Below are 21,246 nucleotides of genomic sequence, written 5' to 3' on the forward strand. Positions count from 1 at the left end.
AACGTTCGTCAACACTTGCTTGGCAACCGTTTGGCTTGATACCATTCGCCCTCAATCAATCCGCAATACTCACGCACAATAGAAACGGAAATCCGGTGAACTGGAAACGCCTAACACAATTTCACAACGTCCCTCCTTCTCAGTCTTCTTTGGCACTTGGCATGATAGGCCTTGGGCAAGCATGGGCACTCTATATGCCCGACGTTGGTGACATACTTAGGCCCTATTTTGCGTTTGCCGGCGCACTGCTGCTGACTCCCGTTCTGATCAAGTATTCGAACTACCATACCTTCATGAATGACATTCGCCACCCTCTCAGTGGCAGTCTGATGGCACCGATGAGTATGGCTTTACTGATCTTGTGTGACTATCTGGCGATCATCTCGCCTATTATCGCCTACCCGCTTTGGTTTGCGGCGTTAATGCTGCACTTAACCATGATGGTGCTGTTCTTTGGCTTTCAACTGCGCAACTTTAAAATGTCCAACATTGTGCCGAGTTGGTTTCTCTATCCTGTTGGCGTGATCAGCAGTTCTCTCGCAGGCTCCCAATTTGGTTTAACGCTGTTTTCTGAAACCATTGTTGCCATCTGTATCACCATCTACTTTTTTATGCTGCCACTCGTGCTCTATCGCCTAGTGTTCGAGGGGATGTTACCGCGCCGAGCCAGGCCCACATTGGCGATTATGGCTGCGCCTATCAACCTCACCTTAGCCACGTATTTGGTCAATTTCAGCGAGCCAGACCCGATCCTCACCGGCGCGCTAGCGGGGATTGCTATCACCATGACCCTGCTTATCTACCTGTGCTACATCCGTTTGCTCAGGCTCAAGTTCCAACCATCTATTGCTGCGGTGACCTTTCCTTCGGTCATCAGCGCTATCGCTATGCACCGCTTAACGTCATTCTTTGAACAGGCTCACCCACACTGGCACTGGCTGCATAACTTTGGTCTGTTTGAGCTCACCATTGCGACCGTATTGGTGATTTGGGTTTGCATTGGCTACATCAAGATGTATTGGCCAGAACTGGATCGCAATCACACCTCACCATCTTGAATTTACCCTCAAGCGTCACCTAAATATAGAGACTGAGATACGCTAACGTTTGATGATTTTGCATGAGTTAGACCCCAAAAGGGTAATAAATATTAATTAATAGTCATTACACACTTTTTTTGTTTGCTAATACGCTCAAAAAACAAACTATTTTACTAGACGGAATAATCCATTAGGTTCATACATATCCTTGTCAGCTGGCCATTCACTTGTTTTGAGAAAAGGATATGATTATGTTTACACTTGATAAGTGTTCGCCACTTCCGACGTTCGTTAATGAACGTATTTCGCACTATGTTGATGACCTAATTAAAACAAAAGATAATGGTCGTAATTTGGTGCTGGGTAAGAAGCCTAAACAAGGAGATATTCTTCTCCAATCCAACGATTATTTATCACTCGCCAATCACCCTAAGATTATTGACGCGCAAATCAATTCCCTCAGACAGGGGCAAGAGAGCGCGTTTATGTCGAACGTCTTTCTTCATAGTGATGCACTCGACAAAACGGTGCAGCAGAGAATGGCGGATTATACCGGTTTTGAACACTGCACCATCGCCCCTTCTGGCTGGATCGCGAATATCGGTCTATTGCAGACCCTATGTGATTCAGATACCAAGGTCTATATCGACTTTTTCGCCCATATGTCGCTTTGGGAGGGCGCGAGAATCGCCGGTGCTGATATCCATCCTTTCATGCACAACAATGTGAGACACCTTAAGCGCTTAATCAAACGACACGGTCCAGGCATCGTCCTGATAGACTCCATTTACAGCACCCTTGGCACCATTGCCCCACTTACAGAACTGGTTGAGACCGCGAAAAGTCTGGGTTGCGCCATTGTTGTCGATGAATCCCATTCATTGGGTACACATGGCCCGAAAGGCGCAGGGTTGGTGGCTTCACTCGGTTTAACGCAGCAAGTTGACTTTCTCACTGCCAGCCTTGCCAAAACCTTTGCCTACCGCGCTGGAGCCGTTTGGTGTAACAACGACACGGGCGAAGTGATGCCCTATGTCTCGTTCCCATCGATATTTAGTTCGGCGATGATGGCGTGTGAACTCGACAGAATCGATGCAACCCTCGCGGTGATCAAGGCAAGTGATCCAGCGCGTAAACAGTTGCATCAAAATGCGGCCTGGATGCGCCGAGCGCTGGCAGATGTCGGATTTGATATTCGTAGCGAATCACAGATCATCGGCTTAGAAACCGGAGATAAGACCAATACCCGCAAAGTTCGTGATTATTTTGAGCAACGTGGCGTGTTCGGATCGGTATTCTGTACGCCAGCAACGCCCGACAATAAAAATATTTTGCGCCTGTCGCTGCACAGTGCATTAACAGCAGAGGAGTTGCACAAAATTGCGTTAGTGGCTGAATCGGCATTTCACGATCAAAATTTACGTTTTATCTAAACAGTATTTATTCAAATTAAACAAGGAAAGGTGTCATTTCGGATAAAAAATAGGGCGATAAATTCGCCCTATTTTTTATTCTTACAGGTACTCAGATATTTTATCAAATAAGTGTTCTTTATCGGCCGGTTTAATGAGGTAGTCATTCATACCCACCTCTTTTATGCGCGCCATGGTTTCTTTACGATTATCACCGGTATGGCCGACGATCGGCACATTGGCGTAAGACTGCTGAGAGTGACGAATCTTCTGCGTGGTATCAAAGCCATCTAACTTGGGCATTTCAATATCCATGATGACCAAATCAACCCGCTCTTGGTCGAGTTTCTCCAACACATCATTACCGTCTTGCGCTTCAATGACTTGATAACCTTGTTTGCTCAACAAAATCGCGGTGAGCGAGCGTAGCGAACTGTTGTCATCAGCAATCATAATCCGCTTCGCTGCCGTAGGTCGCTTGCGAGGAATGAGGTTGCGATTCCCTTCTCTTGAATCAAAAATCACTTCATCGATGAGCGCGATGCCCTCTGAGATCACCCGCTGCTTTTCCAGAGGATAAAAGGTGAGGTAGCGATTAAACGCGTCGTGATAGACGCGATTAGGTTCAAACAGATACACCAGTTTGGCTTCGGTAAAGTGCAACTTGGATTCCAAGTGCTTAAACTGCGCTTCGTTTAAACCATCCAGATCGACGAAAATCAGATCGTACTCAAATTCAAACTCTTCACGCGCGCTGGCTTCACTGTACGACCATCGGATCATTTTGAAACCGGAGTAGAAGGCGTCCTCGTTCAGTTTGCGCATGATTTTGGCGTCTTCGCCGATGTAGACAATCGCTTTGTCTTTCATCAGATCGTGTTTGATATGACTGACTTGCTCAGAGACGTAGTTAGGGAAAAACAGCGTGAACTCCGTCCATTCACCATACTCAGATTGGCAACTGATGCTGCCACCAAATGAGTGCATTACCCGTTTACAAAACGGCAAGCCTAGCCCATGACTGGAGCTCTTCCCTGAGGTGTAAAAGTCTTTAAAAATATGCTGAAGCTTCTTCGGCTCTATCCCGACCCCGGTGTCTCTCACGGTGATGGTGTTGACATCGTGATGAACGGCGAGCGTCACGGTGATCGAAAAATCTTCGCTATTTTGATAGTAAAAAGCGTTTTTCAATAGGTTATACAAGGCATACTTGAGCAATACGTCACTACCAAAGTAGTCAAAATCGTGCTCAATATTGAGCGAGACGAGATTTTTGGAGTGCACGCCGGGGTAAGAGAAACTCTCCAGAGTGTCCTCTACCACTTCAGCGGCGCTATGGCGCACAAAGGTTGAGCGAGAGACACGATTTTGATCAATGGAGGTGAGCAACAGATCGATTGCTTCATTACCGTTATTAATGATGACGTCAGCGTTGTTCAGGATCTCTTTGATAACTTGAACATTTTGTTTTGACATCTTGACCTCTTCATCTTGATGACTGACATCCGGTAAAGAGGAGTTCACCACATCCACGGAGGCTTTCAGCGCACTGAGTGGATTACGCATCTCATGAGCAATCCCGGCGCCAAACGACTTCGCAATCGCCACTTTCGCTTCATGTTCAACCTGATTGCGAAAATAGAACAGGTTGCCAAAGACATAAGTGAACAAAAAGATGGGAATGTATGGCCAAACCACATCCGGTGCGGGGTTGTAGTTCACCATGTTCAAGTCGCCGGCGAACAAATAGGCAAAGCCGACAGCGACAAACGCTTGCGCCAACATGACCCTTGTTTCGTGCACCAGTAAGACATGCAAAAAGATCGAGGCCATAAACGACATCGCCCACACCGTTGACCAGTGGTTCTTAAACAGCATGTAGGAGAAGAAAAACGGTAAACAGACCGCCACACAGCCTAAATAGTAATAGGGCATATAGCGCTGCAATGTCGCCGGAAGAAACTCGCGCAAAGCGAGTACGAGCAACATCACGGAGCAGACACTTCTCAGCAACAGGTCTTCATAAGGCTGAGGATAAATGTATTGCCAAATCAGATAGTAGAGAGGAAAACCAATCGCCCCCATCCACCCAACAAGGGAGAGATTGGGCTCTGCATACTGGTAGACCTTTTTAACCGCATCCATATCGTGTCGTCACATCCAATGTCGTGTTGTCTTCACTCTTCAACTATCGTGCTACTTACTCAATTGGTCACTATGAAACCATCAACGAGTACAATGATCATACAAAACATCCTACTACAGTGAAAGAAGAAACCAATTGCACAACTTAAGTTTAGCCCAACATTGGGCCAACAACGCGAATCGTGCTCCCCGTTTTTGCACTGACCACGTCTATTCTGTGAGACATTTGCTCTTTTAACTCACTGACGTGTGAAATCACCCCCACTGTGCGACCCGTTTGTTGCAAGTCGATTAACGTTTGCACCGCCAAATCCAATGATTCAGGATCAAGGCTGCCAAAGCCTTCATCAATAAATAAGGTGTCGAGTCGAATCCCACCGCTGTAGGACTGCACCACATCAGATAATCCAAGTGCCAACGAGAGCGCAGCCATAAAGGACTCCCCGCCGGATAAGGTCGCGACATCGCGCGCTTTGCCTGTGTAGCCATCTTCAACCATCAAATCCAAGCCCCTACCGGCGGCGCCGCGAAAGCCGTGCGTTTTACGCGTGAGTATGTAACGCCCTTTACTCATCAGTGCCAGACGTTGTGACGCTTGAATCAGGACATCATCAAGCAAGACGCCGAGCACAAAGCGATGCAAACTGACGCGGCTGCCAGTTTTACCGCTGGCGACATCGTACAAGGTGCCAAACACCTGATACTCTTTTTCCAATTCGGCGTTTTTCTCTTTTAGACGCTCGATCTTGCGCTGTACGTTTTGCAACGTCTCAACTGTCGCTCGTTCGCCATCGAGTTGCTCTCTCACCTGCGCATGATGTTGCTGATGGTGATTGAGTTCGTTTTGCAGCGCTTCAAGATCCGGCGTCGACTGCCCTTCCAACGCGGTGGTGATGTCTTGAATGGTTTGCTCAAGACGAATCGTGGCTTGGTTATAGTGGTCCAATTCACTTTGCCACTGCGCCATTTGCTCGGCTGTGGCTTTCGCGCTGACAAAAGCGTCAAGCGTTACCAGCTCACTTTGCTCTAAGGCCTGCTGCCACTGCGCGTTCGCTTGCTCGGATCGCACTTTGGCCTCTTGCAACAGCGATTGGTGTGTGCCAACTTCAGAGGCGCACTGAGACTGCTTGAGCGTGCTAGCTTGATAATGCTGGTTTGCCCGTTGCTGCTCTTTCTCTATCGCTTCGATTTGACTTAATAGCGCAGAGCGCGCGGCCTCTATTTCTTCAATATCTTGTGTTGCGCCGCCAAGTTGTTGCGTCATCTCTTCGATGCTCGCCGCGAGGGAACTGACGGTATTGTGATTGGCCGCTATCTGCTGTTTGATCTCATTGATTTTTTGCTCGCCGGTTTCACAGCGCTGCGTCAGTTCATTCACCTGCGCTTCAAGCGCCGTCACATCCAATGACATCAGCGCCTTTAAACGTTCCTCAACCGCACTTAGGCTCACTTGTGTTGCCGACAGCCCCTGAACGGCGATCTCACCTAACTCGTCTTTAAACGCTTCCACCGCTTGCTGGCTTTGGTTTAACGCCTGCTTAAGATGTGAAACGTGCGCCTGAGCTTTCACCCACTGTGAGTGCGCCTGCGTCTTTTCACTGCGCGCCTGAGTCACCTGCTCTTTACTGACCGACTCGCCGTCAATTTGCGCAATATTCGGGTGCGCCTCGCTGCCACAAACCGGACAAGGCTCCCCCTCTACGAGTGTTTGCGCCAAAATGGCCGCTTGCGCTTGGTGCCAGCGCAATTCAACGCGGTTCGCCGCCTGCTGTTGTTGTTCAAACGCTAGAGTGACGTTGACTAATGCCGCCTCTGCCGATTTAAGCTCTTCGGCCTGTTTGACCGCTTCTTGCTCCAATTGGGTCAGTTTGCGCAGATCGCTTACCGCGCGCGTCAATTCCGACTTTTGTTGCAGAAGCTTGGATTGCTCTAGTCGCTGCTCACTGGCTTGCTTGTGATCGTTTTTCGCACGCGTTAAATCACGCTGGAGTTTCTCTTTATGAGAGAGGTACTGAGCGAGCTTCTCGTCAAGTACCGCACTGTGCTGCTGCGCCTCTTTCTGGCGTGAGATGAGCGCTTGTCTTTCCAACCATTTTTGTTTGATGGCCTCGAGCTTGTAACGCTCATCATTGAGTGCCGGTAGCTGTGCTGCTGCTTTTTCTGCCTCTTCATGCGCGATTTTCGCTGCTGCTAAGTCGTTATCTAGCGCCTGTTTGCTCTGCTGCAGTTCGGTCAACTTGGCTTCAAAACGAATGACGTCTTGTGCGCTCTGCCATTGATTTTGATAAGGCAGTTCAATACTCGCCGCCTGCTTTGCACGCTGCAAACGGACTTGAGTCTCCGCAATCTGAGACTTTGCCGCTTGATGCTGCGTGAAAGATTGCTTGGCCTGAGACAACTTGGCGAAATCATCGCGTATTTTCTGCCCTTGCTGAAGCGCTAAGGTCGATGCACTAAGCGCTGCTTGCGCTGCGGCTTCTTCCTGTTTTCGCTGTTCAAGAGCGACACACGCGGACTCGTAGCGGGTATTAAGTTCCTCGATGCTAGCGACATTGCCCACCTCAAGCGCGCCGCGAATTTGGTTGTCAAACTCATCTTTGCTTTTGCTGATCGAGGCGGCTTTGTCTTTGAGCGCGTACTCAATTTTTTTGTAGATATCGGTTTGGAACAGTTGGCCGAAAATCTCTTCGCGCTCTTTCGAGCTGGCAAGCAGCAATTCACGAAACTTACCCTGTGGCAGGACCATGACTTGACGAAATTGGGTCTCATTAAGACCAATCAGTTCGGTGACCAACGTTTTGACCTGCGCCGTTTTGCTGGTCAAAAGTACCTCTTCGTCACCCAACTGATAGAGCGCAGCGCTGTGTTTTCGTGTCGTTGTGCCTTCCCCGCGCGCTTTTGGCGCTTCTTGCTCTGGGGAACGCGTTACTCGAAAGCGTTTGTCGTGCAAGCTGAATTCGAACGTTACCTCTGTCGGCACATCCAACTTAGCGCTATCACTGCGCATCTGGGCGCCGAGTCGCTCATTGCTGGTGGTTTCACCATAAAGCGCAAAACAGATCGCATCTAGCAGGGTCGTTTTTCCTGAACCCGTTGGGCCATTAATCAAAAACAGCGGATTGCTGCCCAGTTGACGAAAATCAATCGATTCGGTGCCCGAAAACGGCCCAAAGGCCTGCATAACTAAGGTGATGGGTTTCATGAGCGCCCCTTACTGCTGGCTCAGTTGTTTGATAATCGCCGAAACTGCGCGCTCTTGCGCTTGAGTCAGCTCATTGCCTTGCGCTTCTTTGAAAAAGTCGCGGAACATATCGACTTCGCTGCGCGATAGCGTCGCTTGCGCCATCGACTGCTCTACCCCCACTAACATGCCGGGCTTCTCCAAATGCAACACATTTGGGTAGACAGTACGCAGCTTCTCCATCGGATTGAGAATGGCGTGTTGGTCGGTTAATCGCACCAACAAATAGTCGTGGGCACAAGGATCGGTTTTACCCGCCGCGAGGATCGCTTCCAGGTCCCCTTCGATGATTCGCATTTCATGCGGCGCTTGCAGCGGAATGTGCGTGGTCGCAACCAAACCGTTGCGATCAAGCTCCACTAAAGTCATGCCTTTTTTATGGTGCTGCTCTGAAAAGCTGTATTTCATCAATGAGCCACTGTAGCGAATATGGGCTTCGCCTTTGTATTGTGGCTGGTGAAGATGGCCGAGGGCGACATAGTCAAAATGGACAAAATGCTCATGACTGACACATTCAGAACCACCAATCGAGAGTGGACGCTCCGACTCTGAGCTGATCGCACCATCAACAAAGCAGTGGCTAATCAACACATGACGTTGTGAAGAATTAAGATGAGGCGTGATCAAACCAACCAACTCAGCATGAGCGTCATCGTGAGTAGCAATCGGCTTTTGCGCCTCAGGCGTTGCTTCATCTTGCTGTTGAAAGGTGTGATTAAAGTAGTGGCGCACTGTCTCTGGATCGTTAAACGGCATGCCATAAAATGCCACCTCTCCGGCTTGGTCACTGCTCAACACAACAGGTTCTAGCATCTGCTGAAAATCACTGATAATGTGCAGCCCAGCGCCTTTCATGTGCGCAGAGCCAAACCCGAGGCGCTGCGCGCCATCGTGATTACCCGGAATCAAAATGACGGGCGTGTTTAACTCCTGGCAAACACGATTTAGCGTTTTATTAAGCAGTTCAATCGCCGCGGTCGGCGGCACCGAGCGATCATAAATGTCACCAGCGATCACCAGTGCATCGACGGGATGCTGCGCCATGTACTCCACCATCTGGTCGAGCACCACACGCTGATCGTCAATCAGCGACACATTGTGAAACTGTCGTCCTAAATGCCAATCCGAGGTGTGAAGAAATTTCATCTTACGTCGTTGTCCTTATGTGATACTGCCAACCAGCCATCGGCCATCATGAAAAAAGTCGCGACAATTCGCGACTTCTCATTGTATTGACCTAAGCGTATTTGTTGAGGCTGCGTTGCCTTGTAACTTTAGGCCTGTTTACTCTGCGTGTGTTTTACAAAACGCGATCGCTTGTTCCAATAACTCAAGTGCAGACGCCTCTACTGGAGGAAGTGTGGCATCGCTTTGGCCTAGTGGCGTAACTCGCTCACCCCATTTTATGTGGCCTGCGCCCCAAGTTAAACCTGCGCCAAAGGCGGCGAGCAGTAGGTTGTCACCAGGCTTAATAAAGCCTTGTTCAAGCGCTTCACACAAGGCAATCGGCACAGTGGCCGCAGAGGTGTTGCCATAGTTCTGGATGTTAACAAACGCTTTATCTTGAGCAATCCCCGAAAGATCACACAAGGTTTGAATGATGCGGATATTGGCTTGGTGCGGGATCACCACATCAACATCGTCAGTCGACAGTTCGCTGCGCGCCAGCACCGATTGAGCAGCTGCGCCCATGCCTTTCACCGCACGCTTAAAGATCTCTTTGCCGACAAAATCAAACGCCCAGTAGCCGTTGTCCGCAGCGAAACGATCCATTGAGGTACCGAACTTGGGCACCGCCAAAATATCACGCCCAGCCGAATCACAGCCAAGCTGCGCCTGTTGCAAGCCCACTTTTTCCGTTGTGCAGCTCAACACCGCTGCACCTGCGCCGTCACCAAATAACACCGCCGTATCACGCTGGGTCCAATCGATAAAGAAAGAGAGACGCTCTGCGCCGATCACGATTGCGTGGCGGTAATTGCCTGATTGAATAAGACGGGTTGCCGTTTCTAATCCGTAAACAAAGCCGGTGCACGCAGCGTTCAAGTCAAACGCTGCGGCGGCTTGAACGCCGAGGTTTTGGGCGACTTTAGACGCGGTATTGGGAATCAGCGAGTCGGGTGAGCAGGTCGCAACAATAATGAGATCCACCTCATCAACACTGACATTGGCACACGCGAGCGCGTGTTTGGCGGCAACGGTTGCAAGATCTGACGTATTCACATGGCTGATGCGGCGCTGCTCTATACCAGTGCGCGTCTTAATCCATTCATCGGAAGTATCTAGAAAAGTGCTGAGGTCATCGTTGGAGAGCGTGGCTGGCGGTAGGCATTTACCCCAACCGGTAATTTCTGCGTAATAGCTGGTCATTATGTGCCTTTTTACATTCTTATTTGAGTCACTTGGCGTTTTCAGAGTATAACTAGTGTGTCATTGAGTTGAAATAATTAATAAAGAGAAAAGTCATGTCTACCTTCAATACACGATGCCCATCATGTTCTGGTGTCAACCGCGTGCCGCTCGAGCGCGTATCGGAAAGCCCGAAATGTGGTAAATGCCAATCGGCGTTGCTCGATGGCCAACCGATAGAAGGCACGTCGCTGAACTTTAATGCCCTGTTGCAAAGCAGCCAACCTGTGGTGGTCGATTTTTGGGCGCCTTGGTGCAACCCTTGTGTGGGCTTTGCACCTGTCTTTGAAGACGAAGCCGCCGCCAGACAGGGCGAAGTACGATTTGTCAAAATCAACACCGAAGTTGAGCAAGCGTTGGCCGCTCAGTTTCAGATCCGTAGTATTCCGACTGTGATGGTATTCAAAAACGGCCAGCGCGTGGATGTGATTAACGGTGCGCTTCCTCGCTCGCAATTTAGCCAATGGCTAACTCAAGCCATCAATAAATAACCCTTAGTTCCCACTAACGACTCGACAAAAATCTCTTGTCGAGTCGATTAATTCTTTTCGTTTTACCCACGCCACTATTCAGTCCATATTCGCGCGAAAACTCACTGGTTAATTTCTCAATCCTTGGTCCCTTATGGCCAAGGATTGTCCGTTTTGAGGCGACGACGTTGGACAACACTCTTATTCCTACCCGCACTATCCGTGTCACGGTTCCTGTGATTGCCTTGGCGCTGTACGCCGTTGCATCGGGCTATTTGATGAGTTTGATTCCGCTGATGCTGCCTCACTACGATCTGGATACCTCACTCGCCAGTTGGCTTGCGAGCGTGTTTTACGCAGGTCTATTGATTGGCGCGATGGGTGTAGAGCCTTTGGTGCGCCGATTAGGGCACAAAGCGGCGTTTGTCTGGTGTTTAGCGCTATTTCTACTCACGATTGTGGCCTTGCCATTAATGCCGTATGCAAGTAGCTGGTTGATCGCACGCTTTGTCGCGGGCGCGGCGGTTGCAGGCGTCTTTGTTGTGGTCGAATCTTGGTTGCTGCACGGTGACGAACAGTCACGCGCTAAACGCCTTGGTCTTTACATGGGCGCGCTGTATGGCGGCGCGGCGCTAGGCCAATTGGGTATTGGTGTCATTGGCGTATCGGGTGGTGTGCCTTTTATTACTATCACTACCCTTTTATTGCTCGCCATCATCGTGCTGATGTTTGGTGACTCTGATCAACCCGAGCACGGAGAGAGTGCCTCACTCTCTTTTAAACAGATGAGCAAATTAAGCCATGCTGCAATCATTGGCTGTATCGTGTCTGGTCTCACCCTCGGCGCAGTGTACGGCCTGATGCCTGTCGAATTGAGTCAACGTGGCATTGCCCATGATGACATTGGCGGCTTAATGGCTCTGATCGTTTTGGGCGGTATGGCGATTCAGCCATTAGTGCCAGCATTGGCGAAAGTGTTCGGTCGCACACCTTTAATGGCACTCTTGTGCTTGGTGGGCGTGGCTGCGATTGCCTTTACCTCTATGGTGCCGGGTCTGCGCGCACTGGGTGCCGGGCTATTTGTACTTGGTATGGCGACCTTCGCACTCTACCCCATTGCGATCAACTTAGGCTGTGATGGCTTGAACGCCCAATACATCGTCTGCGCAACACAAGTGATGCTGTTCAGTTACAGTGTCGGTTCTGTAGTGGGCCCTGTGGTAGCAGATGGGTTTCTTTCTGGCCCTCAAGGCTTGATGGGCTATTTGTTCGCGGCGCTGCTTGCTACTAGCATCTATATGTTGCTTGCCTCGATACGGGGTAAACGCAAAGCAGCGATCGGTGAATAAATTAGTACCGCGTTAATTAAAACATCGCACAAAAAAATACCAACCTGATCAACAGGTTGGTATTTGCCCCCTGGAAGGATAGGGCTAGGGTGAAACACGAGTCACTCGCGAAAACCTTGTTCCGCCTTCGCGTGCCATTCAAGAAACACTTCATCGTTTTCCAGCAAAACTGGCCAATGAGCTAAACGCACGTCGCTGTTTTCTAGACACTCGCCTGAGCGCAGGCAAAAATGCTGTTTGTACAAAGGGGAAGCGACACACAACTTGCCCTTAACATCTCCGACAATGCCACGGCTAAGCACAAAAGCTTTGCCGATAGGATCCCAGTTCTGTACCGCAAACACACCTTGATTAGGGATGAGAAACAGCGCAACTTGTTGGCCATCCACCAAGGCGACTCGCCCTTCGTAGGCGCACAGTGCGCTTAAGTCGCACACCTTGATTTTCTCGAGTACGTCCATCAATTCTCCTCCTTGACTGGAATACGTTGGCCACGAATGCGTTGGTAAGGCAATGCTTGACTCGGTTCGCCTGAATTAATGAATGGACGGAACTTAGTGAGCTTGGCTGGGTTATCCAACGTGCTCTTCCATTCGCACTGATAGGTATCCACCACATGCTGCATTTGCGTCTCCAATGACTCGCATAAGCCGAGAGAGTCCTCTATCACCACTTGTTTTAGGTACGCTAACCCGCCTTCTAGGTTATCCATCCACACCGAGGTGCGTTGTAATTTGTCTGCGGTGCGAACATAGAACATCAACACGCGGTCAATCAGCGTGATCAATTCATGTTTGCTGAGATCGGAGGCAAACAGATCCGCGTGACGCGGGCGCATACCACCATTCCCACACACGTAGAGGTTCCAGCCGTTTTCCGTGGCGATGACGCCGATGTCTTTACTTTGCGCTTCAGCGCACTCTCGGGTACAGCCTGACACCGCAAACTTCAGTTTGTGTGGCGAACGTAGCCCTTTGTAGCGGTTTTCAAGTTCGATGGCGAGGCCAACCGAATCATCGACACCGTAGCGGCACCAGGTTGAGCCCACGCAAGATTTCACCGTTCGGACCGATTTTCCGTAAGCATGGCCGGTTTCAAAGCCCGCGTCGATCAGCGTGCGCCAGATATCCGGTAACTGCTCAACTTGTGCGCCAAACAGATCGACTCGCTGCCCACCCGTAATTTTGGTGTAGAGATCGTATTTCTTGGCCACTTCTCCTAAGACAATCAGCTTGTCTGGTGTGATCTCGCCGCCGGCAACACGAGGAACGACCGAATAAGAGCCATCTTTTTGCAGATTCGCCATAAAAGCATCATTGGAATCTTGTAAACGGCTGTGTTGAGGCTCCATGATGTGTTCATTCCACAGCGAGGCGAAGATCGAACTGGCGGTCGGTTTACACAGATCGCACCCCAACCCTTGGCCGTGACGAGCGATTAAGGTGTCAAAATCCTTGATCGCTTCGACTTGGCAAATATGGAACAACTCTTGGCGTGACAGCGCAAAGTGTTCACAGACATGGTTGTTGACTTCAACGCCCATCGCTACCAATTCAGCATCGAGCACCGATTTGACCATGTTGCTACAACCACCACAGCCAGTACCCGCTTTCGTCTTCGCTTTAAGAGAGTCCAAATCTTGCGCGCCCGCTTGAATCGCTGCCACCAAATCGCCTTTGGTGACATTGTGACAGGAACAAATCACCGCGGTGTCGTTCATTTCACCATCGAGCATACTGGTATCAAACAGGAGATTCGCAGCGTGATCGGGCAGCATGGTTTGGTTTAAGTAACATTGCAGTAAGGCGTCGTAGTCACTATTGTCACCGACCAAAATAGCGCCAAGCAGTTGGGTGCCCGTCGCATCGACCACCAGCTTTTTGTAGACGCCTGTGACCGCGTCTTGCAAAACCATCTCTTGCGCGCCCGGGGTCGCTTTGTGCGCATCACCGATTGATGCGACATCCACACCAAGCAGTTTCAGTTTGGTGCTCATGTCTGCACCAGTGAACCCTTGGGTTTCACGATGGGTCAGAACGTCAGCGACGACTCGCGCCATCGTATAGCCAGGCGCAACCAGGCCAAAAATGCGTTCTTGCCAAAGGGCACATTCACCAATGGCAAAAATGGAGTCGTCACTGGTCACGCAGCGATCATCAATCACAATCCCGCCGCGCTCGCCAATGGTCAGCCCAGCTCCACGCGCTAAAGTATCTTGTGGACGAATCCCCGCGGAAAAGACGATCACGTCCACTTCAAGCGGGTCCTCATCTTTGAAGACCATGCGATGCTTTGCGCTCTCGCCATCACAAATGCGCTCCGTTGCCGTCGAGGTATGCACCGATAGGCCAAGCTGTTCTATTTTCTCTTTCAGTACAGTGCCTGCACCGTCATCGAGCTGCACTGGCATGAGCCTTGGGGCGAATTCGACTACGTGAGTTTCCACCCCGAGCAAACGCAGAGCGTTCGCGGCTTCAAGCCCGAGTAGACCACCGCCGATCACCGCGCCGGTTTTCGCCCCTTGGCAGGCGGTTTTGATTTCAGAGAGATCATCAAGGGTGCGATAGACAAAAATTTGCTCACGATCATGCCCCTCAATCGGTGGCACAAATGGGTAAGAACCGGTGGCGAGCACCAGTTGGTCATACCCCATCACGGTTTCTCCATCGAGCTCTATGCGTTTGAGCTCTGGCATCAGGGCGGTTACCTGAGCACCGAGCACCAACTCGATGCCATGTTTTTGATACCACTCTTCGCTGCTCAGCATCAAATCTTGATGGGATTTGCCCGAAAACAGTGCCGAGAGCTGAACTCGGTCGTAAGCGATAAAGCGTTCTTCGCCAATCACGGTAATGCGTTTTTCGAGATGCGCGCCGCGCTCGACCAATTGAACCACCAGATGGTGGCCGACCATGCCATTGCCAACAATTACTATCCGTTCCATGTTCACTTCCTTAGGCGGTCTTTGCCGCTGATTTCGCATCGTCTTGGGTGGACGAGCTCGCGCTTGCTCTTAACGCTGTCTTGGTTTTTGATGCCGTAGGCTCAGGTTTGGCCTGCTTTTCATAGAGGAATCTCAACACTGACTGGCGATATTTTTGATACTGCGGGTTATCCGCCAACGCCACTCGGTCACGGGGTCTTGGCAAATCAATCTCAAGCACTTCGCCGATCGTGGCCGCCGGTCCGTTAGTCATCATGACGATTTTGTCTGAGAGCAACACCGCTTCGTCCACATCGTGCGTGATCATGATGACGGTGTTGTTCAAGTCAGCTTGGATTTCCATCAAGGAGTCTTGCAAGTGCGCGCGGGTTAACGCATCGAGCGCGCCGAACGGCTCATCCATCAACAGCACTTTCGGTTGCAAAGCCAGCGCCCTCGCAATACCGACACGCTGCTTCATGCCGCCGGAAATTTCATCTGGTTTTTTGCCTGCAGCGTGAGACATGTGGATCAATTCCAAATAGTGCTCGGTTTGCTGTTTGATCCATGCTTTGCTCTGCCCTGCGGCCACCTGTTTGACCGCAATTTCCACGTTTTCGTGCACGGTTAGCCAAGGCAGCAACGAGTGATTTTGGAACACCACAGCGCGCTCGGGACCTGGGCCACTGACTTCGCGCCCATCGACAATCACGCCGCCATCGGTGGGCATGTGCAAACCCGCAACCAAATTGAGCACGGTCGATTTACCACAGCCCGAGTGACCAATCAGGGAGATAAACTCGCCACGTTGGATTTGTAAATTAACATTCTTGAGCGCGATAAATTCGCCGTTGGGCGTCGGAAATCGCATGCCAAGTTGAGTAAGATCGAGTAACGGTTTAGACATGATGAACTCCTATTAACGCAATGCTTGCTGTTTGTTCCATGAGAGCCACTTCTGTAGCTGCAACATGCCGCGATCGAGCAACAAACCAATAAAACCGATGGCAATAACGGCGACCATAATGCGCCCAAGTGAGGCGGAACTGCCGTTTTGAAACTCATCCCAAACGAACTTGCCAAGACCGGGGTTTTGCGCCAGCATTTCAGCGGCAATCAGGACCATCCACGCAATACCGAGTGACAAACGAAGCCCTGTAAAGATCATCGGGATCGCCGACGGCAGGACAATAATACGAATGTGTTGCCACCAAGAAAGCTGCAGTACTTTACTGACGTTAATCAGGTCTTTGTCCACACTTGTCACGCCAACCGCCGTGTTGATCAAGGTGGGCCACAAGCTACATAGCGCAACGGTAAGCAGTGAGTTGACAAAAGATTTAGCAAAAAGCGGGTCATCACTGACGTAGGTTGCACTCACCACCATGGTCACAATAGGCAACCAAGCAAGGGGCGAAACGGGCTTAAGCAGTTGAATAATCGGGTTAAAGGCTTGATACAAACCGTGGTTTAGCCCAAGGACAATACCCAGAGGTACGGCAATCACCGTGGCGAGAATAAAGCCACTTGCCACCGTCACTAAGCTGGTAACAATCTGATCAAAAAATGTCGGTTTACCTGTGTAGGGGCGAATTTTGACCTCGGCGTTGGGATCTTTGGCGAGCTTCTTCGCATTGCGCTTTTCTTGGCGCTCAATGAAGGCTTGTTCTTTTTGGCGCTCATTCCAATGATCGTCCACTAAATTGCTAAACTGCTCGAACGTTTGCACCGGGCCAGGCAAGGTGCCTAATGACGTTTCGACCTGACGTGCACTTAAATGCCACATCATCAAAAACATCAATATGCCGATAAGCGGTAGCAGAACGATTTTGCTTTTGTTCGCTACCACCGATTTACTCGGTATGAGGGAAATGACATTACTCGACATAAGCACTCCTATTACATCCTTGTTACGTCTTGTTGACTGTGTGATTGAGCGCTGCGCTCAATCGGGCTTTCCTAATGTGGAGGGAGCCACCTCCCCCCGATTTGACCCAATCTTGGGCGTTACACTTTGTCGCTGCCTTTTAGACCAATATTGAACTTTTCTAGGTAGGCATTAGGCTGGCGACCGTCGTAAACGATGTCATCGATGAAATGCGTCTGCGGTGCACGGAAACCATCTTCTTGACCAAAGTCAGGGAAGTCACCTTGCGTCAGAACACCATCTTCGACGAGGGCTTGTGCCGCTTGTTGGTAGATATCAGGGCGGTAGACTTTCTTCGCCACGTCCATGTACCAGTCGTCTGACTTTCCTTCGGCGATTTGTCCCCAGCGGCGCATCTGGGTTAAATACCAGATCGCATCACTGTAGTAGGGGTAAGTCGCGTTGTAGCGGAAGAAAACATTGAAATCAGGCACTTCACGTTTGTCACCCTTTTCATACTCGAATGTGCCAGTCATGGAGTTGGCGATCACTTCGTAGTCAGCGCCGACATATTCACTTTTCGCCAGCAACTTAACCGCTTCCTCACGGTTGGCGTTATTGTTCTCATCAAGCCAGTGGGCCGCGCGAATTAGCGCTTTCACGACACGAATGTGCGTATTCGGGTACTTCTCTGCCCACTCTTTTGAGACGCCAAATACTTTTTCTGGGTTGTTTTTCCAGATTTCGTAATCGGTGACCACAGGCACACCGATTCCTTTAAATACCGCTTGTTGGTTCCACGGTTCGCCGACGCAATAACCTTTGATCGTGCCGGCTTCCATTGTGGCGGGCATTTGCGGTGGCGGAGTGACGCTCAACAACACATCCGCGCTTTGCTGGCCACTATTATCTCCCGCTTCTGGCGCGTAATAGCCAGGGTGAATGCCCCCTGCGGCAAGCCAATAGCGCAGTTCATAGTTGTGAGTAGATACAGGGAATACCATACCCATGTTGAATGGCTTGCCTTGGTCAAGGTAACCATCAACCACAGGCTTGAGCGCATCCGCCTTGATCGGGTGAACAGGAAGGCCATCCTCTTGCTTAGGCACGTACTGTTTCATTTCTGCCCATGTATCGTTGGAGACAGTAATCGCGTTGCCATTGAGATCCATACTGAATGCGGTGATCACCTCCGCCTGTGTACCTATACCAATGGTGGCACCGAGCGGCTGACCTGATAGCATGTGCGCGCCATCTAACTCACCATCTATCACTCGGTCGAGAAGCACTTTCCAGTTGGCCTGCGCCTCAAGCGTGACGTATAAGCCCTCGTCTTCAAAAAAGCCTTTTTCATACGCAATGGCGAGCGGCGCCATATCAGTCAGTTTGATGAAGCCGAACTTGAGATCTTCCAGTTCAGGCTCACCGACCTCGGCAGCACTCATCGGCGCGTAGGCAGACAGTGATAGCGTGACAGCTAACGCCGTGCTTTTAAGCAATCCAGCAGTGTTCAGGGTTGATTTCCATTTCATACTCTTTCTCCAATAAAAAAGCGCTACTGCTCGTGATGAGCAGTAGCGCCGATGCTGACTTAACGATTTACCGCCGTTGATAAACCTTAAGTACAATTGAACAAATTGTGTGGTTGCGCAAAGTCGTAATGCATCACGCTTCTAACCTTAGTTATTACTATTCCAAGTAGCATGCCAACTTATTTAATACTTAAAATTCAATAAATTAAGCCAACCTCACTGACAATTCCTGTTGGTTCTGCTTTGCCTTAGTGCACTTCGCACCGAGTTGGAATTTTTCTTGTAACCCCAAAGTGGTAGCCTAACCTTTTAACGTCTCTAAGGTGATCAGTACGTTTTTCGCGACTTGAACCATAGATTGACTCGATTGCATCGCCGATTGGCGCATCGCTTTATAGGCGGCAGACTCGTCCACACCGTGGTGCTTCATCAATAACCCTTTGGCTTTTTCTATCCATTTCCGCTCTTCCAATTTGCTGGCAAGTTCGGCCATTTCCTGTTCCATATCTAACATCGACTGGCGAACGGAAGCGGCGTGCAGTGCCCAAGGCGCCAGCGAACAACCACTATCGCTTGGGAGTAGCACATAATCCATTTTCTTAGGTAAGCGATTGATATCAATAGAACTCAATGACTGAACAATCACCAGAAGTGGCAACTTTTTCTCGCGGCAACGTTCAATCAGCAAGGTGAGCTCAGCGCACGGTTGTCGCCATCCGACCACCACAAATGAGTTGGGGTGCTGCGTGATGAGCGCGTCAAATTGCGCCAGTTGGCAGCCTAAAATTGCATCAAAATCTTGGGCGAGTATTGCACTGATTCGGCTTTGCTCTTTGAGTGAATCGCAACAGACGATGATCGGAATTTTCGACATGGCTTGGTACATAGACATTCCTTGTTTTATTACTCCAGCTAAGCTTTTCAAAACAAGGAATGTGCCAATGTTGTTGGATAGAAAGGAAGTAGCCTCTATCTATTTGAAAATCGGTGAATTTTCTAGATATTTCAGCTTCAAGCAGTGGCGCAGTAGTCCTCCCAAAGCTGATAGGCCGACGCAAACGCTTGACTGTAATCGTTGTGCAGCGGGAACAACACAGTCGCCATGGTCGCGATAATGGTGTTCGCCATCATGTTCCAATCACTTTGCGGCGTCTCTAAAGGGCATGCCTTCGGTAGTGGCACATCGGTGAGCAGCTGCTCTGCCTGGTAGTGGGAGGTCACGCCGTTTTCTGAGCTCATCCAGACCGTTTGGCTTACCTTGGGGTTGTATTCTGATTCTCCCGATTGGCCTTTGAAAGAGACCACCGCATGTTTGGTCAAGCCAATTTCATGCTCTACCTCTGCATGCAACTGCTGAAAACCTGGGTGGAAACTGCCGCGAATACCAATCGCTGCGCCACTTGGGTTCAGGGCGCGAACCACCGTATTGATCGGCGTTCTGAGCCCATAGCGATTTTTCCAACCGATCATCTCTTGCGCTTTGGGCGCAAAATGGCGCAGTGGCAAATATGCGATACCGTGCTGCTCGAGCAATGTTTTGGCCTGTTCTGGCGTTTTCGCCATCTCGATGCCAAGCTCAGTCAAATAATCCTCAACATGCTCTCGCCCCGCGGCAAGGTCATGATAGCCATGCAGCAGCACCTTGTGCCCAGCGTTGGCAAGAATTTTGGCCGCTAATCCATGCCACGGCTTGCCACTGGCTGGGCGTTTACCGGCGTAACAAGGCCAATCGATGTCGGCACCAAGCTGTGGCATACGTGACTGAAACGCTTTGACGAAACCGGCAATCTCTTGCTTGGTCTCATTTTGTACGCGAATCAGCATCAGCAGCATGGCCATTTGATCGTCCGCGCCCTGCCCATCGAGATATTCATCCATTACCTGATAGGCTTGCTCAAAACTCAGAGGTTTGCGCCCCCTCTCCCCACGCCCAACCGTGCGAATACATTCCTTTATTGTGCTCATACAGCCTCATAAGCCACAGACGCTATGGTCTTCGTTAATTGTTCTCGTAGTGTGACCACTTCACCTAAGATAATCAACGTTGGACTCACGCCTTTTAACGCTTGAGCCATCTCGCACAGCGCCCCGAGTGTTGAGATATGGACTTGCTGCTGACGACTGCAACCGTGCGTCACAATCGCAAGCGGGAAATCTGCGGCCAACCCATTGGCCATCAGCCCTTGTTGTATGTCGGCGGATTTCTCAAGCCCCATATAAAACACTAATGTCTGCCCCTGTCCGACCAAATGTGCCCAGGTCGGCAGTGCGCCCGACACTACTTGCCCCGTCACGAAGGTTACACTGCGCGCGACCTCTCGGTGCGTGAGGGGAATAAAACTGCTCGCTGCGCAGCCAATGGCGGCGGTTATGCCCGGGATCACCTCATACTCAATGCCTTGCTCTGCAAGTCGCAACCCTTCTTCACCGCCGCGACCGAAGATAAAAGGATCTCCCCCTTTCAAGCGCACAACCTCTAATCCCTGCATCGCCAAATCCACTAAGATTTGACTGATCTCTTCCTGTTTTAGACTCGGTTTTCCGCAGCGTTTGCCCACGTAGATGAGTGTCGCGCTCGGCTTAGCCAAATCCAAGATATCGACGTTCACTAATCGGTCGTAGACGACCGCGTCCGCATTCTGAATAGCCTTCATCGCTTTGACGGTCAGCAACTCAGGATCATTGGGCCCTGCGCCCGTCAAAAAGACGCGACCCGTGCCGGGTTTTGGACTCGCCAACTTCAGCGATGCGCCACGCTGGGCATCGTGGTCGATAAATCCAGCGCTGGATAGGCTTTTCCCAGCCCCTTCTCGAAGTCGGTATGTGTCGTTGTGTTGATACGGTAACTTATCCATAGC

General features: G+C 50.4%; 16 protein-coding genes. 4 read left to right on the plus strand and 12 right to left on the minus strand.

All coding sequences use genetic code 11. The annotated features are described in order from the left end of the window. Positions 1-95: 95 nt before the first annotated feature. Positions 96-1,058, plus strand: a complete 963-nt coding sequence (locus tag AC6R10_RS16390; RefSeq protein WP_500672919.1) for a TDT family transporter — start codon at positions 96-98, stop codon at positions 1,056-1,058. 233 nt (positions 1,059-1,291) lie between these two features. Then, positions 1,292-2,473, plus strand: coding sequence for an alpha-hydroxyketone-type quorum-sensing autoinducer synthase (cqsA, locus tag AC6R10_RS16395; RefSeq protein ID WP_500672920.1), 1,182 nt, complete (start codon positions 1,292-1,294; stop codon positions 2,471-2,473). Between the two features lie 81 nt (positions 2,474-2,554). Here cqsA and AC6R10_RS16400 read toward each other — a convergent pair whose 3' ends face one another. The 4 genes from AC6R10_RS16400 to AC6R10_RS16415 form a co-directional block, all read right to left on the minus strand. After that, positions 2,555-4,597 carry an ATP-binding response regulator gene (locus AC6R10_RS16400; protein ID WP_500672921.1) on the minus strand — a complete coding sequence of 681 codons (2,043 nt, stop codon included), beginning with the start codon at positions 4,595-4,597 and terminating at the stop codon, positions 2,555-2,557. A gap of 151 nt (positions 4,598-4,748) precedes the next feature. Next, positions 4,749-7,799 (minus strand): AAA family ATPase, encoded by a 3,051-nt coding sequence (locus AC6R10_RS16405; RefSeq protein ID WP_500672922.1) that lies wholly within the window; start codon positions 7,797-7,799, stop codon positions 4,749-4,751. A gap of 9 nt (positions 7,800-7,808) precedes the next feature. Next, a complete protein-coding gene (locus AC6R10_RS16410; RefSeq protein ID WP_500672923.1) occupies positions 7,809-8,984 on the minus strand; it encodes an exonuclease SbcCD subunit D in 1,176 nt (391 codons plus the stop codon). A 138-nt stretch (positions 8,985-9,122) separates the two neighbouring features. Next, the gene (locus tag AC6R10_RS16415) at positions 9,123-10,208 is read right to left on the minus strand and encodes a ketoacyl-ACP synthase III (protein ID WP_500629489.1); all 1,086 of its coding nucleotides are present in this window, start codon (positions 10,206-10,208) and stop codon (positions 9,123-9,125) included. Between the two features lie 95 nt (positions 10,209-10,303). On the opposite strand from AC6R10_RS16415, the gene trxC reads away from it, so the two are divergent. Then, complete coding sequence (trxC, locus tag AC6R10_RS16420) at positions 10,304-10,738, plus strand: thioredoxin TrxC (RefSeq protein WP_487902254.1); 435 nt, start codon at positions 10,304-10,306, stop codon at positions 10,736-10,738. A gap of 167 nt (positions 10,739-10,905) precedes the next feature. Beyond that, the gene (locus tag AC6R10_RS16425; protein WP_500627268.1) at positions 10,906-12,066 is read left to right on the plus strand and encodes an MFS transporter; all 1,161 of its coding nucleotides are present in this window, start codon (positions 10,906-10,908) and stop codon (positions 12,064-12,066) included. Between the two features lie 101 nt (positions 12,067-12,167). On the opposite strand, the gene nirD is transcribed toward AC6R10_RS16425, so the two are convergent. From nirD to cobA, 8 genes are all read right to left on the minus strand, one after another. Then, positions 12,168-12,527, minus strand: coding sequence for a nitrite reductase small subunit NirD (gene nirD, locus AC6R10_RS16430; protein WP_500672924.1), 360 nt, complete (start codon positions 12,525-12,527; stop codon positions 12,168-12,170). Continuing rightward, entirely contained in the window at positions 12,527-15,010 is a 2,484-nt protein-coding gene (gene nirB / locus AC6R10_RS16435) for a nitrite reductase large subunit NirB (RefSeq protein WP_500672925.1), read from the minus strand. Before nirB ends, nirD begins: the two co-directional genes overlap by 1 nt. Before the next feature lie 10 nt (positions 15,011-15,020). After that, complete coding sequence (locus AC6R10_RS16440; RefSeq protein WP_500672926.1) at positions 15,021-15,896, minus strand: ABC transporter ATP-binding protein; 876 nt, start codon at positions 15,894-15,896, stop codon at positions 15,021-15,023. Between the two features lie 12 nt (positions 15,897-15,908). Next, complete coding sequence (locus tag AC6R10_RS16445; protein WP_334552004.1) at positions 15,909-16,877, minus strand: ABC transporter permease; 969 nt, start codon at positions 16,875-16,877, stop codon at positions 15,909-15,911. A gap of 119 nt (positions 16,878-16,996) precedes the next feature. Continuing rightward, on the minus strand, positions 16,997-18,388 hold the full coding sequence (locus AC6R10_RS16450; protein ID WP_500672927.1) for a CmpA/NrtA family ABC transporter substrate-binding protein: 1,392 nt from the start codon (positions 18,386-18,388) through the stop codon (positions 16,997-16,999). 301 nt (positions 18,389-18,689) lie between these two features. Then, entirely contained in the window at positions 18,690-19,274 is a 585-nt protein-coding gene (locus AC6R10_RS16455) for an ANTAR domain-containing response regulator (protein WP_487902259.1), read from the minus strand. 125 nt (positions 19,275-19,399) lie between these two features. Beyond that, a complete protein-coding gene (locus tag AC6R10_RS16460) occupies positions 19,400-20,353 on the minus strand; it encodes a glycosyl transferase family protein (protein ID WP_500672928.1) in 954 nt (317 codons plus the stop codon). Further along, positions 20,350-21,243: a uroporphyrinogen-III C-methyltransferase gene (gene cobA, locus AC6R10_RS16465; protein WP_500672929.1), complete on the minus strand. Its 894-nt coding sequence runs from the start codon at positions 21,241-21,243 to the stop codon at positions 20,350-20,352. Before cobA ends, AC6R10_RS16460 begins: the two co-directional genes overlap by 4 nt. Between the last annotated feature and the right edge of the window lie 3 nt (positions 21,244-21,246).

Source organism: Vibrio sp. R12-SG2-ISO1, from assembly GCF_059834045.1.

What these genes read in the sequence shown, in the direction of transcription:
- nirD (WP_500672924.1), bottom strand. Translation starts at nt 12,527, where the DNA reads ATGGACGTACTCGAGAAAATCAAGGTGTGCGACTTAAGCGCACTGTGC.
- cqsA (WP_500672920.1), top strand. Translation starts at nt 1,292, where the DNA reads ATGTTTACACTTGATAAGTGTTCGCCACTTCCGACGTTCGTTAATGAA.
- AC6R10_RS16445 (WP_334552004.1), bottom strand. Translation starts at nt 16,877, where the DNA reads ATGTCGAGTAATGTCATTTCCCTCATACCGAGTAAATCGGTGGTAGCG.
- AC6R10_RS16410 (WP_500672923.1), bottom strand. Translation starts at nt 8,984, where the DNA reads ATGAAATTTCTTCACACCTCGGATTGGCATTTAGGACGACAGTTTCAC.
- nirB (WP_500672925.1), bottom strand. Translation starts at nt 15,010, where the DNA reads ATGGAACGGATAGTAATTGTTGGCAATGGCATGGTCGGCCACCATCTG.
- AC6R10_RS16450 (WP_500672927.1), bottom strand. Translation starts at nt 18,388, where the DNA reads ATGAAATGGAAATCAACCCTGAACACTGCTGGATTGCTTAAAAGCACG.
- AC6R10_RS16405 (WP_500672922.1), bottom strand. Translation starts at nt 7,799, where the DNA reads ATGAAACCCATCACCTTAGTTATGCAGGCCTTTGGGCCGTTTTCGGGC.
- AC6R10_RS16440 (WP_500672926.1), bottom strand. Translation starts at nt 15,896, where the DNA reads ATGTCTAAACCGTTACTCGATCTTACTCAACTTGGCATGCGATTTCCG.
- AC6R10_RS16415 (WP_500629489.1), bottom strand. Translation starts at nt 10,208, where the DNA reads ATGACCAGCTATTACGCAGAAATTACCGGTTGGGGTAAATGCCTACCG.
- AC6R10_RS16460 (WP_500672928.1), bottom strand. Translation starts at nt 20,353, where the DNA reads ATGAGCACAATAAAGGAATGTATTCGCACGGTTGGGCGTGGGGAGAGG.
- trxC (WP_487902254.1), top strand. Translation starts at nt 10,304, where the DNA reads ATGTCTACCTTCAATACACGATGCCCATCATGTTCTGGTGTCAACCGC.
- cobA (WP_500672929.1), bottom strand. Translation starts at nt 21,243, where the DNA reads ATGGATAAGTTACCGTATCAACACAACGACACATACCGACTTCGAGAA.
- AC6R10_RS16400 (WP_500672921.1), bottom strand. Translation starts at nt 4,597, where the DNA reads ATGGATGCGGTTAAAAAGGTCTACCAGTATGCAGAGCCCAATCTCTCC.
- AC6R10_RS16455 (WP_487902259.1), bottom strand. Translation starts at nt 19,274, where the DNA reads ATGTACCAAGCCATGTCGAAAATTCCGATCATCGTCTGTTGCGATTCA.